The organism is Methylophaga sp. UBA1464 (assembly GCF_002325665.1).
Classification (GTDB): Bacteria; Pseudomonadota; Gammaproteobacteria; order Nitrosococcales; family Methylophagaceae; genus Methylophaga.
In genome coordinates, this window is record NZ_DCSO01000052.1 from 6,304 (window position 1) to 21,711 (window position 15,408).

Annotated in this window: 8 protein-coding genes; 4 read left to right on the plus strand and 4 right to left on the minus strand. The window is 45.6% G+C overall.

Annotated features, from left to right (window positions below):
* From B3O33_RS06120 to ettA, 4 genes are all read left to right on the plus strand, one after another.
* Positions 1-2,829, plus strand: a 2,829-nt coding sequence (locus B3O33_RS06120) for a cobaltochelatase subunit CobN (RefSeq protein ID WP_292363197.1), incomplete at its 5' end; no start/stop codon positions are given.
* A complete protein-coding gene (locus B3O33_RS06125) occupies positions 2,829-3,275 on the plus strand; it encodes a MotA/TolQ/ExbB proton channel family protein (protein WP_292359419.1) in 447 nt (148 codons plus the stop codon). The genes B3O33_RS06120 and B3O33_RS06125, both read left to right, overlap by 1 nt.
* Entirely contained in the window at positions 3,268-3,567 is a 300-nt protein-coding gene (locus tag B3O33_RS06130) for a DUF2149 domain-containing protein (RefSeq protein WP_292359417.1), read from the plus strand. Before B3O33_RS06125 ends, B3O33_RS06130 begins: the two co-directional genes overlap by 8 nt.
* A 120-nt stretch (positions 3,568-3,687) precedes the next feature.
* Complete coding sequence (ettA, locus tag B3O33_RS06135; protein ID WP_292359415.1) at positions 3,688-5,346, plus strand: energy-dependent translational throttle protein EttA; 1,659 nt, start codon at positions 3,688-3,690, stop codon at positions 5,344-5,346.
* Positions 5,347-5,494: 148 nt separating this feature from the next.
* Here ettA and B3O33_RS06140 read toward each other — a convergent pair whose 3' ends face one another.
* From B3O33_RS06140 to B3O33_RS06155, 4 genes are all read right to left on the minus strand, one after another.
* On the minus strand, positions 5,495-7,195 hold the full coding sequence (locus tag B3O33_RS06140) for an NADPH-dependent assimilatory sulfite reductase hemoprotein subunit (RefSeq protein WP_292359413.1): 1,701 nt from the start codon (positions 7,193-7,195) through the stop codon (positions 5,495-5,497).
* Positions 7,195-8,994, minus strand: a complete 1,800-nt coding sequence (locus B3O33_RS06145) for an assimilatory sulfite reductase (NADPH) flavoprotein subunit (RefSeq protein ID WP_292359411.1) — start codon at positions 8,992-8,994, stop codon at positions 7,195-7,197. Before B3O33_RS06145 ends, B3O33_RS06140 begins: the two co-directional genes overlap by 1 nt.
* A gap of 231 nt (positions 8,995-9,225) precedes the next feature.
* Entirely contained in the window at positions 9,226-11,373 is a 2,148-nt protein-coding gene (locus B3O33_RS06150; protein ID WP_292360222.1) for an EAL domain-containing protein, read from the minus strand.
* A 67-nt stretch (positions 11,374-11,440) separates the two neighbouring features.
* Positions 11,441-15,328, minus strand: coding sequence for a PAS domain-containing protein (locus B3O33_RS06155; RefSeq protein WP_292363199.1), 3,888 nt, complete (start codon positions 15,326-15,328; stop codon positions 11,441-11,443).
* Positions 15,329-15,408: the final 80 nt, after the last annotated feature.

A 15,408-nucleotide genomic window follows, 5' to 3' on the forward strand; every position in this document is an offset into this window, starting at 1 on the left:
CAGCGGATGCGTGATGCTATTAAGCAGGCTCTGGCATTGGAAAATGTAACCGTTCGGCAATCTCAACTGAAGTTACTGTCGGCATTTATGCAGCAGACCTCTACGGATATTCATCACGCGCTGGATGGTTTGCGTCATCCCGGCCGCAGTCGTGCATTGGATTTATTAACCCAGCTGGAACAAGATTATCAGCAGATAATCGATGCAGCTGCTCAAGGTGAACAACCTGACTGGCAGCATAGCAAATCATTACATGATGCCCTGTTGGAAATGCAGATCGAAGGTATTCGTGGCTGGGGTAAAATACCCGGCAAAGTGATGGTTTGGGATAATCAACTACTGATACCCGGCGTGCAATTTGGCAATGTATTTATCGGTCCGCAACCACCTCGCGGTTGGGAGATCCATGAAGAACTGTTGCATGCCAATATGTCTTTCCCTCCGCCGCATCAATATCTGGCGTTTTATCACTATATTCAGTCAACATTTAACGCTGATGCCATGGTGCATATTGGTCGACATTCCACCTATGAGTTTTTACCCAAACGCAGTGTAGGTCTGGGCGAAGATGATTACCCTAGTATTATCGCCGGTGATGTGCCTGGACTTTATCCATATATAGTTGATGGTGTTGGCGAAGGCATACAGGCCAAACGTCGCGGGCAGGCAGTTATCATCGATCATTTAACTCCCCCGCTCGCCGTCACTGAACTGTATGACGATTTGCTGCAACTACGTCAGTTGATTGAAAGCGCCGAAGCGGCTTCAGATAAAGCCACACGGGATCGGGCTATTCGCAGCCTGCGTGAACAAATCGAAACCATGGGGCTGCGTGATGAATTGATCGCCAGCATGGATGAAGAGCTGCAAGTTCGTGGTGCCGGTTTTGACGAAATTGATGATGATTTTCTGCTGCATGAAGTTGGTCATTATCTGACGCATTTTCAGGAAACCTTTATGCCATTGGGATTGCATGTATTTGGTCGTGACTGGTCAGCTGAAGGTCTGGATACCATGATGAATTCAATGCTGGATAAATCCGAGCCCAGTGAACAACAACGCGATGAGATATATCAGAGGTTACAAATGTCTCCTGCCGCTGAAATTGACGCCCTACTGAATGGCCTGAATGGACGTTTTATCTCTCCAGGGAAAGGCAATGATCCTATTCGAACGCCAGATGCCCTGCCCACCGGACGAAATTTCTATGCTTTGGACGGCAGCTTACTGCCTACCCGTGTGGGTTTTGATATCGGTCAGCAACTGGCTGCGCCGGTATTGACCGGTGAAAAAGGCAATATTGAAGGTCATGAAGTAGGCGATCGCAATAAACAAGGCGTCATTCTCTGGGCTTCTGATTCGGTTCGAGATGAAGGTGCAATGATTGCCTTTGGCATGAAAATGTTGGGTGTCCGCCCGATATGGAATAGCCGCGGCATTATTAAAGGTCTGGAACGTCTTCCATTAACGGCAGAACAACCACAGCGGCTGGATGTACTGTTTACCACCTCAGGTTTATTCAGGGATTTATATGGCGAACATCTGGTATTGCTGGATAAAGCCAGCTTATTGGCCTTGGATGCCAGTCGTGATCTGATTATCCGTGATTATCCTGCCCTGGCAGTCGCCCTTAACGCTGCTTTGGAACCATTAGGTGAATGGCAACAAGGCGGCGATGAAGCTTTGGATAAAAATCTGGTGGCCGCCAATTGGGTGAATGAAGCCAGACAACGGCTGGCCCAACAACCGGATATCGATCCGGCACAATTAGGTCGTGAAACAAGCCTTCGAGTATTTGGTATTGCCCCGGGTTCTTATGGTGCTGGGATTAATCGTCTGGTAGAGCGTTCGTCTGCCTGGGAAGATCGTAGTGAACTGGCGGATGTATTTATCAAACGTATGGCACATGCTTATGGCAGTGGTCTGCAGGGTGAATCGCAACCGGACTTGTTCAAACAGCAACTTGCCGGTGTGTCACAGACGTTCCTGGGACGTGCCAGTAACCTGTATGGCCTGATGGATAACAATGATGCATTTGATTATCTCGGTGGTTTTAATCTGGCGGTGGAAACAGTCAGTGGTCAGCAACCTGGCAGCGCGGTGATTAATCACAGTAATAACGATAATCTGCGGATCGATAATCTGCCACAAGCCCTGCTGGGGGAGCTGCGTGCCCGTTATCTGAATCCACAATGGATTAAGCCGTTAATGAATGAAGGTTATGCCGGTGCCCGCACCATGGGCAGTGAGTTTATTGAATATCTTTGGGGTTGGCAGGTAACCAGTCCCGAGATCATTACCGATCAGGTCTGGGAAGAAGTGAAAGCCGTATATGTGGATGACAGTCTGCAATTGGGACTGGATTCGTTTCTCAGTGAAAGTCATCGACAGCATGTTCAAACTAATATTCTGGCAGTCATGCTGGTGGCGATTGATAAAGGCTTTTGGGATGCCGATATGGCGACAAAACGACAACTGGCTGAGCAATTTGCTGCCAATATTCTTGAAAAAGGCATTCCCGGCAGTGGTCATACCCATGCCAATCATCCGATGTATGATTTTGTGAAATCACAACTTGATGCGGATACAGCTGAAGCATTGGAAGCGGTGTTAGTGCGTAGTCGAATGCAAAGTTCAGAGTCTAAAACATCACCGACGCATATCCAGGAATTGCAGTTAAATCAGGATGCTAGCCAGCAAAGCGATGAAGTTAATCAAGCTGATGAATCCAACTCTAACGATAAAAATCTGCTTTGGTTATGGACGTTGCTGGCATTATCAGTAATCGTTGCCGCAGGATTATGGCGCGGTCGGAAAGGAGCTTTGTAATGTATCCCCATTTTTCACTGGAATTGATGCACCAACTGACCGGACTATTATTAACCCCGGTGGTCTGGGCGTTATTGTTTTTTGTCGGGCTGGCTGTATATGAAACCGGTATTGCCATTGGCGAGCGTTTTTGGGGAATTGCCCGCTTATCTCGTCAGGCAGACAGTCATTCATTGATGGCTTTGGGCAAACGCCGGATTGAACGGGCCGATTTTATTACCAGACTGGCACCAATGCTCGGCTTAATGGGCACCTTGATTCCCTTGGGTCCGGGACTCGCGGCATTAGGCGAGGGACAACTAAAAATCTTGACTACGGCGATGACAGTTGCGTTTGATACCACGGTTATTGGGTTATTGGCTGGCATGATTGGCTTTGTCATTGGCCGTATGCGTCGTCGTTGGTACGATGCAGCACTCACGCAGCTGGAACAGCAAAATGGATAAATGGCGGCGCAGTGCCTTTCTGGATACCGATGAAGATCCATTGGGTCCATTGGCCAATTTGATTGATATTGTCCTGGTATTTGCTTGTGGATTAATCGCTGCATTGGTTGCTTTCAGCACCGATCTACAGGACCATTTCGACGTACAGCCTCAGGAAATTACCCTGGGCAAAGAACTGCCAACAATGCCAGAAAATATGCAGCAACAAATGCAGGATGGCAGTGGCTACGAAGCTGTAGGTCAGGTTTATCGTGATCCACAAACTGGGAAACTGATTTTAATCGGCGAGTAATTTTCAGGTCTGATGATAAGCCGAAATAAGTAAAAGTTTTTCGTTCCGCCCGCCAATCCAAAAGCAATTTCAGGTAGAATCACCGCTTCTACTGAACTCCTGTTTTTATTGGATTTTAAAATGGCTCAATACGTATACAGCATGAACCGCGTGGGCAAAATTGTGCCGCCCAAGCGCGAAATTTTAAAAGATATTTCCCTATCCTTCTTTCCTGGCGCCAAAATCGGTGTGTTAGGTTTGAATGGCTCAGGTAAATCCACCCTGCTTCGCATTATGGCAGGGGTCGATAACGACTATATCGGTGAGGCTCGGCCGATGCCTAATATGAAGGTGGGGTATCTGCCTCAGGAACCGGAACTGGATGACAGCAAAACGGTTCGCGAAATCGTTGAAGAATCGGTCTCCGATGTCAAAGCCGCTTTGGATGAACTGGATGCAATTTATGCGGCATACGCTGAGCCGGATGCGGACTTTGATGAACTGGCCAAAAAACAGGGTGAACTGGAAAACCTGATTACCGCCAAAGATGGACACAATCTGGACAATGCGTTGGAGCGTGCAGCCGATGCACTACGTTTACCGCCATGGGATGCCAAAGTGGGTGTCTTATCGGGTGGTGAACGTCGCCGTGTTGCGTTATGCCGTTTATTGCTTGATAACCCCGATATGTTATTGCTGGACGAACCTACTAACCATCTGGATGCCGAGTCCATTGCCTGGATTGAGCGTTTCCTGCAGGAATATCCGGGTACCGTTGTCGCGATTACCCATGATCGTTATTTCCTCGACAACGCCGCTGGCTGGATTCTGGAACTGGATCGGGGTCGTGGCATTCCTTATGAAGGCAACTACTCTTCCTGGCTGGAACAAAAAGATCAACGTCTGGCGCAGGAAGCCAAGCAGGAAGCCTCGCATAATAAAGCCATTCAAGCTGAACTTGAATGGGTCCGTCAGGGGGCCAAAGGGCGTCAGGCAAAATCCAAAGCCCGTTTGAAACAGTTTGAAGAAATGAATTCGCGTGAATTCCAGAAACGTAATGAAACTCAGGAAATCTATATTCCACCTGGCCCACGTTTAGGCGACAAGGTCATTGAACTGCGTAACGTCACCAAGTCGTATGGCGATAAACTGCTGTTTGAAAACCTTAATATAACCATTCCACCCGGTGCGATTGTTGGCATTATCGGGCCGAATGGTGCAGGTAAATCCACCTTGTTCCGAATGATTACCGGCGAGGAAAAACCCGATTCAGGTGAAATTGAAATTGGTAGCACAGTGCAGTTGGCCTACGTAAATCAGGCACGTGAACTGGATGGCACAAAAACAGTATTTGAAGAAATTGCTGATGGTGCCGATATGATTACTGTCGGAAATTATCAAACCCCTTCTCGTGCGTATTGTGGACGCTTTAACTTTAAGGGTTCTGATCAGCAGAAGTTCGTTAAGGATTTATCCGGCGGTGAGCGTAATCGTTTGCATATGGCCAAACTGCTTAAAGAAGGTGGCAACGTGTTATTGCTTGATGAACCGACCAATGATTTGGACATCGAAACGTTACGCGCTTTGGAAGAAGCCATTCTCTCCTTCCCGGGTTCTGCGGTAGTTATTTCGCATGATCGCTGGTTTCTGGATCGTGTTTGTTCACATATGATTGCCTATGAAGGTGATTCCAGCGTGGTGTTTTTTGAAGGTAACTATAGCGAATATGCTGAAGATTACTTCAAGCGCTTTGGTAAAGATCATCAGCCGGAACGTATCAAATACCGCCGAATGAATTAAAGTTAGGTTTTGAATGATTAACCACAGAGACACAGAGTGCACAGAGGTTTAAAACGGATTTTGTCGGGTTACGCTACGCTAACCCGACCTACCCATAAAAAAAACTTATTTAATTTCTCTGTGTACTCTGTGTCTCTGTGGTTAGATTTCAATCAACCAAAGGCTTATGCATCATTTCTGGTGTCCGTTCGGTGCCGAGAATACCGACACGGATCAGAAAGTCGCCAAAATGCTCATCTTGCTGACGTTCAGCAGCAAACTGTTCGATCATCGGTTTCAATGTTGCCAGAATAGTTTTTTCATCCACATTTTCCAGATACAAGCGATTCAATCGCTGCCCGCTGAAATCCGCGCCCAGATTCAGGTTATAGCGCCCCACGGCTTTACCGGTTAACGCAATTTCACCCAAGTAAGGTCTGGCGCAGCCATTGGGACAACCTGTAATACGAATATTAATCAGCTCATCCGGCAGACCCACATCACTCATTATCTGTTCCAGCTTACTCAGAAAAGTCGGTAAATAGCGTTCGGATTCAGCCATGGCGAGACCACAGGTGGGCAACGCCACACAGGCCATTGCATTTAGACGTAATGCCGGACGACGATCACCGATATCCAGTTGATATTGCTCAACCAATGCTTCTATCACAGGTTTTTGTGCTGGACTGATATTGGCAATAATCAGGTTTTGATTACAGGTCATGCGAAATTCGCCAGTGTGCACCTTGGCAATTTCCCTTAACGCCGTACGTAACAACAGTGTATCCGTATCGGCAACACGGCCGCTATATATGTATAAAGTCAGATGCCATTGACCATCTTCACCCTGAATCCAGCCAAACCGATCACCATTACGCACTAATTCAAACGGTCTGGCATGCGTCATCGCTTCACCCTGGTATTCGGTGAATTTATCGTTAAACCACTCAATACCATGATCATCAATGGTGTATTTAAAACGAGCATGTGCCCTGACACTGCGATCACCATAATCACGTTGAATGGCGGCAATGGTTTCGCAGGCTTTGACGATATTATCTTTAGGGACAAAACCGGCCATGGTGGCTAAGCGTGGAAAGGTTGCTGTTTCACCATAAGTCATTCCCATACCGCCACCAACAGCGACGTTGAATCCGATTAATTCATCGTTTTCAATAATGGCAATTAACGCAATATCGTTGGCCAATACATCACTGTCGTTTTCCGGTGGAATGGCGATACCAATTTTAAATTTACGCGGTAAATAACGATCACCATAGAACGGTTCTTCAGATTTTCCCGGTTGATAAACACATTGTTCGCCCAGCCAGATTTCGGCATAGGCACCGGATTGCCAGCACAAATGATCGCTGATGGCCTGGGAAATCTGATGCACTTCCGCATGCACTGAAGATTGATGTGGATTGACGTTGGTCACCACATTGCGATTCACATCACCGCAAGCACCTTTAGTATCCAAGCCCACGGCGTTGACCTGTTGCATCAAGGAACGCAGATCTTTTTTCAATACTTCATGATACTGAAAGGTCTGCCGGGTAGTGATCCGCAAAGTGCCATTGGAGCAATCATCGGCAATCGCATCCAAACCCAGCCATTGCTGCGGAGTGACAACACCCCCGGCAATACGCAGCCGAACCATAAACGAATAGAGTGGTTCGAGTTTTTGACGACGGCGCTCATCACGCAAATCCCGATGATCCTGCATATAACTGCCATGGAATTTGGTTAATTTGTTGTCATCTTCTGAAATCGCACCGGTAACAGCATCTTCCAGCCCTTCGGCAATAGTGCCGCGCAGGTAGCGACTGTCGAGTTTCAGTTGTTCTGCTTCAGGTAATTTAGTATTCATCAGTACACATCACGTTGGTAACGTTTGTCACGCGTCAATTGACGCAGGAATTCAGTAGCATCATCACGGCTTTTATTACCCTGCTGACTGATAATATCAATCAGGGCTTCATTGACATCCGGCGCCATATTATCGGCATCACCACAGACATATATGTATGCCCCTTCCTTTAGCCAGTTCCAGATTTCGATGGATTTTTCACGAAGTCGGTGCTGCACATAGATTTTCTCGGTTTGGTCACGCGAGAATGCGACGTCCAGATGGGTTAACAACCCGGATTTGCGCCAGGCCAGCCATTCCGTCTGATACAGAAAATCAGTCAGGAAATGCTGATCGCCAAAGAACAGCCAGTTAGCTCCACGAGCGCCCCGCTCTTCACGTTCCTGCATAAAACTTCTGAACGGCGCCACACCGGTACCTGGGCCAATCATAATTATCGGTGCATCATCATCGGCAGGCAATTTGAAGTTTTTGTTACCATCGATATACACCGGAATAGTGGCATCTTCGGCTAAGCGATCAGCTAACCAGCTTGAGGCTACCCCGCCCCGCTCACGGTTATGGGCGTTAAAACGAACCGTTGCCACGGTGATATGCACCTCTTCATCAACTGCAGCCTGACTGGAGGCAATCGAATATAATCTTGGCGGCAGTTTACGCAGCAATTTAATAAAGCCATTGGCATCTATGTCAGCTAATGGGTAGCTTTGTACCAAATCCAACACATCACGGCCACGGATCCATTCAGTGACGGCGGCTTTGTTTTCCATCAGTTTAGTAAGTTCATCGGACTGGGCCAGTTCAGCCCATTTTTCAACTAATGGCCGGGTTAAAACAGTAATTTCACGATGATGCATCAATGCATTGGTTAAGGTTTCTGTTTGTTCATCAAGTTCTACTGGACTGTCAGCATCAAATTCCAGCGCATCAATCAGCATCGCCACCAGGACAGGATCATTCTGAGGATAAACACCTAAAGCATCCCCCGGCTGGTATTGTAATCCAGAGCCCTCCAATGAAATTTCAATATGTCTGACCTCCTTGCTGGAGCCACGACCACTAAGAATCTGGTTCTCAAGCAATGGTGCGGGAAATGGGTTTTTACGATCATATTGAACTGATGTTTCTACCTGACTCAGCCCCGCAGAGGCTGAAGGTGGAGCTGCACTGGCCTGCATGGAGCTGGTCAGAGACTCAACAAATTCAGCAATCCATTTTTCCGCCAGATCATCGTAATCCACATCACAATCTACTCGCGGAATAACAGTGGTTGCGCCAAGTTTTTGCAGACGCTCGTCAAAATCTTTACCGGTTTGACAGAAATACTCATAACTGGAGTCACCCAGTGAAAGCACGCTGTATTGCAAACCTTTTAATCCGGGCGCTTTTCGGCTACCAAGAAACTCATATAAATCCATCGCATTATCCGGTGGCTCGCCCTCGCCGTGCGTAGAAGTTAAAACGGCCAGATATTGTTCGTTTTTGAGTTCTCGTGCCTTGTATTCAGCCATATCCCAAAGCTTGACTTCAATACCTCTGACTTTCGCTTTCTCAGCAAGTTGTCCGGCAACAGCCTCTGTATTACCCGTTTGTGAGCCATAAAGAATGGTGAGTTTGATAGTTTGATCTGATAAAGAAGGTGCTATTTCTGCAGCGACAGAACTGCTTTGGGCCGCACGATAACCGGATAAATAGCCTGAAAGCCAATCTACCTGCCAGCCTTCAAGGCCTTTAAGCAAGTTATTCAGCTGCTGCAATTGTTCATCAGTTAATGGTGCGTTTGGCAACCTGATATTCATGGTTTTGCGTTATCTCTTAAAAAATTAGCTGTAGGCACTGCACAAAATAACAAACTTTATATATAAACAGAAACTATATGTTTTTATTTCTATATAGTTTATATAAATATAAGAACAGATTATCCCATTCCATAAGTCTAATGGATGATCTGTAAATTATTGTGAAATTTTTGCCGTCACCATATCGAAAATACGATATAGAACAGCAATATGGTTACAAAACAGTCAATATCAACTGTTTGAGTGGCTTTTATGTTCGTTCAAATCGGTATCAGCGAACATATATAAGGATTGTAAATCGACATTAGCTATTGCATCGCTTGAAGCAGTACCAAATGTATATTCAATATTAAGGTGCGGACTTACACTGGCATTATAATTTTCCACTGCTGCTGCCAGGATTTCCAATTTGTTATCCAACTGTTCACAGATGCCTAAAACAACAAACTCATCATCAACCAGTCTGGCTACTAATTCTGTGTCGGTAAAGGTTTCACTCAATAATCTTGAAAAATGAATGAGTGATTCATCACCCGCCGAAATACCATGCGCCTGGATAATACGTTTGTAGTTATTGACATCAAAATAATACATTGACAGTGCTGTTTGAAGCGGTACAAAAATATTAAGCAACTTTTGTGCTCTTCGTTCAAATGCATCACGATTGATTAAGCCGGTGAGCTTATCTTCATCAAGTAACGGGTTGTAATCAATTTCATCCTCAACCATTTCTGTTAATTGCTTTAATAATGCCTTGTCCATGGCAGAAAATGTTTTAGGTACAGAATGTTTCAGACAAAGCGCGCCTAATTTCGTACCCGATGACCTGGCACGAATAGGACATCCCGCATAAAAGCGCACATGCGGAGCTTCAATCACCATATTGTTATTGGCATATTGATGATCCAGTAATGTGTCAGCAACAACAAAAATATCGTCCTGAGCAATGGTTTGATTACAAAATGCTACGGATCGTTCGGTTTGTCGTTGGCTAAAACCCTGGGACGATTTTATCCATTGCCGATTTTCATCGATCAATGAGATCATGCTCATATCCACATTAAATACCCGCGTGCAGAGCTTTGTAATGCGATCATAGCGATGCTCAGGGTCACTATCCAGAAGCCCCAGCCCCTGCAAATGCTTAATTCTATATAAATCAATGTTTTCCGAGCTTTTCCTTGACCAGTCGATAAAAGCTTCAGGCAACATTGGCCGTCCGATAAAATACCCCTGGGCCTGGTCGCAACCCATTTTTCGTAGTAATTCCAATGCTTCGTTATCTTCAATACCTTCGGCAGCCACTTGCATATTCAAGCTATGGGCAAGCTCAATAATGGCTTTGATAACCAGTCTGGATTCACGGGAATCAGCTGATGTCATTACAAAGGTTTTATCGACTTTGACTTCTGAAAAAGGCATTCGAACCAAAGCCAGCATGGACGAGAATCCTGTGCCGAAATCGTCAATCGATAACCGAAAGCCACGAAGACGCAGTCGGGTCAATATATCCAGTGACATGACCGGATCATCCATAGCGGCGGTTTCGGTTAACTCCAAAATCAACTGATCGGGCTTAATATTGTGGTCTTCACAAAGCAATTCGATTTGTTTGAATAAGGCCAGATTTTTTAGTGATACAGCAGAAATATTCACTGACAACAACAGGTCACGGTTTTGCGCGTTTAACGTAGCATCTGCTGCCTGAAGCTGCGTTAAAAAAGGTAATGCCTGTTCAAAAACCTGCAACGTTAATTGATCGATAAGATGATTCTGTTCGGCTAATGGAATAAATTTTTCCGGTGAAATAAAGCCTTTTTCCGGATGATGCCATCTTGCCAGTGCTTCAAATCCCGTTAATGCACCACTGATACAAGAGACTTTTGGCTGATAGACCATATAAATGTCGCGCGCATTTATCGCCTGTTCCAGCTCAGTTACACTGATGGTGTTTGCCTGACTTTCCTCTCGCAATTGCTGCCCAAAGGTGTTATCAGCCGTGCTGACAGACTCAGCATTAATCAAATCCCGAAATGCTTTTGGGTTGAATGGTTTGGGCAGGATTCCTAATACATTCAGACCATGCGCCCCTGCCGAACGCGCAGCCGCATGCAATAACTGCTGTCCAGCACCGCTGGTAATGATTAATTGGGCATCAACCTGCATTTGCCCTAATTTTCCCAAGACCTCGACACCATCCATATCCGGCATGATCAAATCAATAATCAGATACTGCGGCTTCCACTGATGAAAGATTTCAAGAAAACTTTGAAAATCAGAGGTGACTTTGGCTGACAGACCAATAAACTCTGCGACATTCGCTATCGCTCTTGCAGTAAGATTATTGTCATCCAGAATAAGTACTTTAAGTTCGTTCATTGTCACAGAATACACTTAATTAGTAATAGCAAATCAGCGATTAAATCAACTTGGTGATTTATTTCTCTCAATCTAATGCCTGACGTATTTTTGTGGTTAATTCATCGCGGCTGTAGGGCTTACTCAGTAACATGACTCCGGGGTCTAATCGCCCATGATGGACAATAGAGTTTTCCGTATATCCAGAGGTGAATAACACTTTTAATTGCGGCCGAATCCGCAGAGCTTTGTCTGACAGATCCCGGCCACTCATGCCTCCGGGCATGACTACGTCAGTAAACAGAAGATCGATTTTTGTATCACTCTGAATAATTTCCATGGCTTCGATACCATTTGAAGCACTTATGACCTGATAGCCCATCAGTTCCAGCTGTGAGATCACATAACTTCTGACCAAATCATCATCTTCGACAATCAAAATATGCTCTTGTCCGGTTTTTGGCTGAGTTGGCAAAACGGCAGAATTTTCCGCTGCTGTGACTTCTTCCGGGGATCTGGGCAAGTAAAGTCGAATGGTTGTTCCCTGAGCAAGTTCAGAATATACGTTGATATGCCCCAGGCTCTGCCGGGCAAAACCATACACCATTGCCAGGCCAAGTCCGGTGCCTTTCTCTTTACTTTTGGTGGTATAAAACGGTTCAAAAACTCTGTCCAGGTTTTCCGGAGCAATGCCGACACCCGTATCAGAAACGCCAATAATGACATACTCTCCAGGTGACACATCATGCTGTGAGCCATAATCTTCGGAAAGCGAAACATTCAGCGTTTCAATCAATAACCGTCCACCTGAGGGCATTGCATCTCTGGCATTCAGTGCGAGATTTAACAAGGCATTTTCCAATTGGCCAGGATCCACCTGAGCCAGCCAGAGATCCGGTTGCAGGGCCAGTTCCAGCTGAATAGCTTCTCCAATCGATCGACTCAGTAATGATTGGAAGTTTTTTAACAGTTGGTTGGCATCAATATGTTTTGGGTCCAGCGGCTGTCGTCTGGCAAATGCCAGTAAACTTTGAATTAAATCCGATCCGCGATCGGCGGCTTCCTGAATCATCTCAGATAAGCCTCGTAACCTGGACTCTGCATCAAGTGATTCAGTAATGATTTCGGCGTTGCCGACAATTACCGTCAGCAAATTATTAAAATCATGTGCTACACCACCAGTCAGTTGACCAACCGCCTCAAGGCGTTGTGACTGGCGGAGCTTCTCTTCCATCTCCAGCCGTTCGGAAATATCGGTAATGCCACCAACCATACGGATGGCATCATTCGCATCATTGTAAATGACATATCCACGATCAAGAACGTCAGCATAACTGCCATCCTGGCGCAGAAACTTATAATTATCTGACCAGCCCTGCTGATGAGTATCAATTGCTCTGTTAAGATTATTCACCACTCTGCTGCGATCATCTGGGTGTATCCGTTTTTCCCAGCCTTTCAAAGAGGGTTCTGCCTCACCTGAATAGACACCAAACAGCGTTGCAAAACTATCGCTCCACCAGAGATTGTTGGTATTAAGGTCCCAATCCCATATCGCATCATTGGTGGCTTTGGATAATAATTGAAAACGTTGTTCACTCTCGCGGATACTGGCATCAGCCACTTTTTGTCGGGTTATATCAGTGATATAACCTTCTATGGCTTGCAAATTGCCATCACTGTCGCGCACACCACTGCCCTGCTCCCAGAACCAACGTACAGCTCCATCTTTTCGGACAATGCGATATTCGACCTGAAATGGTTGGTTCTGATCGAGTGCTTTTAAGGTTTCAGCATACATCGCCTCACGATCATCCGGATGGATAATACTGGCAAAATCAATATGCTGATTACCAATAACATCTTCGGCGTTATACCCAGTCAAACGATAAAAGGCCTCACTGACATACAGCATGGTCCAGTGCTCATCACATAAACTCCGATAAGCCACTCCGGGCAGATTTCGTAATAATTGCATCAGCGATCTTTCCGCTTCAGAACGCTGTTCTTCTGCGAGCCTGGTAGCGGTAATGTTTTCGGTAATCGCAATAAGATGCAGTGGTTGACCATTGTCATCACGTTGTACGGTAATACTCAATCTTGCCCAGATTGTGTCTTTGGTTTTACTGATGAATCTTTTTTCAAGGATGCAACTGTCAGAGATCCCCAGCAGAATGTCATTGATTTTCTGTTGATTGAGGGGATTATCATCAGGAGCCGTCAGTTGCTGAAAACCAAGTTGCATGAGCTCTTCATTCGAATAACCCAGCATGTCGCAGTACGCTTGATTACATTCAAGGTGTCGACCATCAATAGTGGTAATTGCCACACCGGTAGCCGCATCCTGAAAGGCATTTCGAAAACGACTTTCACTTACCCGCAAACGCGCTTCATTTTGCTGTTTGGTAATCGCAATGGAAATAATTTTTGAAATTCGCTCGATGGTGTCCTGCTGCTCTGGTCCGGGACTTATTATCCTATTATGATAAATGGCAAAGGTAGCAATAACCTTTTGTTTTTCATTAAATATTGGATGAGACCAACAAGCCCGCAGATCATAAGCTAAAGCTAAATCCCGATAATTTTCCCATAGCGGATCGGTAGCAATGTCGGAGACAATCACCGGCTTTTTCAGAAAAGCGGCTGTTCCACAGGACCCTGCTTTGGGGCCTATCGGTTCTCCATGAATGGCTTCGTTATATTTAACGGGTAAGTGTGGAGCCGAGCCATTAAGCAAACGTTTACCTTCTTCATCTATCAGTAAAATTGATGCAATGGTGTTCGGTAAAATCTCCTCAATACCCAAAACGATCTGATCCATAATCTGATGCAAATCCATGTTGGAGGCAACAGCTTCTATCATTCTGGATTCCAGTTTTTGTATCATTTCCAGACGTTTACGCTCTGTGATATCGATCGTCATACCCAGGCGGCGTATTTCCTGGCCACTGGCATTGAAAACCGATTTTCCACATTCGGATAGCCAACGAATTTCCCCATCACTTTGCCGAATAATTCGATACTCAGCCTCATTGATACCGGCATTACTCGGTTTGGCGCTGGATAAATGCAGGTTGGCTTTATCTTCTGGCAGAATAAATTGCAGAAAGCTTTCAATTGTGCCCGGGAAGTCATCCAGTCTGATGCCGAACAGGACTGCAGTCTGTTCAGACCAAATCACCTTTTCGTTAAGCAAATCTATTTCCCAGCTACCCATATGACCAATACGCTGTGTTTCATCCATTAAGCGTAACAAGTGATCGGTATGGCTGATTTGTTGTCGGATATCAGTCAAATCCAATACGGTGCCAAACAGCTCATTTTTTTCAGGAATCCAGGTGGCCCGTTGTCGGAGGTAACGTAATTCATTGCCGGCGATTAAAATCCTGTGACACACATCAAGGTGAGTCTGATTGGTGAACGCCAGATTAAAAGCATTTTTCACATGTTGTTTATCATCTGGATGAATCAAATCCAGCATGGTCGGCAAAGTTGGTGAAAAATTCGTTTCCGATTTAGCAAAGATTTCGAATGTCTGTGGCCCCCACCATAAATGCGAAGTGGTGGTGTCAAATATCCAGTGGCCTATCAGTGTGGGGGATGCCCCTAAATCTGCAGCAATCCATTGTTGTGCCGGACCTGGCAGAACCTCGCTGGATAAAATAACCAGTAATTTATTGTCATCATCATCGAGCACGAGTGTCGCCGGATAACATTGAGCTTCACTCTGACAGATAAGCGTTAAGGGCGATCGAAATGGTGCTCTTGCTTGAAAAGCCGTTTTATCAAACTCATCAGAAAAAAAAGCCTCAAATGGCAGGCCGACAATGTCGTTTTCATCTGAGGCTTTGATTAGTCGTAAGGCTTCGGAGTTGGCTGTGAGTAATAAATTATCCTTAAAAATAAATACGGCCTGCGATTGCTGATTCATCAGCACTCTTAATAAATAGTCCTCGGCCTCAGTGTTGTTGCTCACTTTCTCGCTCGCTTGTCTATAAAGATCAGATTAAATGATATCCATCGCCACCATATAACAGAGTTAGCCCGAGCCGCCAG

Coding starts and splice junctions, on each gene's coding strand:
- B3O33_RS06130 (WP_292359417.1), top strand. CDS start 3,268: ATGGATAAATGGCGGCGCAGTGCCTTTCTGGATACCGATGAAGATCCA.
- B3O33_RS06145 (WP_292359411.1), bottom strand. CDS start 8,994: ATGAATATCAGGTTGCCAAACGCACCATTAACTGATGAACAATTGCAG.
- B3O33_RS06125 (WP_292359419.1), top strand. CDS start 2,829: ATGTATCCCCATTTTTCACTGGAATTGATGCACCAACTGACCGGACTA.
- ettA (WP_292359415.1), top strand. CDS start 3,688: ATGGCTCAATACGTATACAGCATGAACCGCGTGGGCAAAATTGTGCCG.
- B3O33_RS06140 (WP_292359413.1), bottom strand. CDS start 7,195: ATGAATACTAAATTACCTGAAGCAGAACAACTGAAACTCGACAGTCGC.
- B3O33_RS06150 (WP_292360222.1), bottom strand. CDS start 11,373: ATGAACGAACTTAAAGTACTTATTCTGGATGACAATAATCTTACTGCA.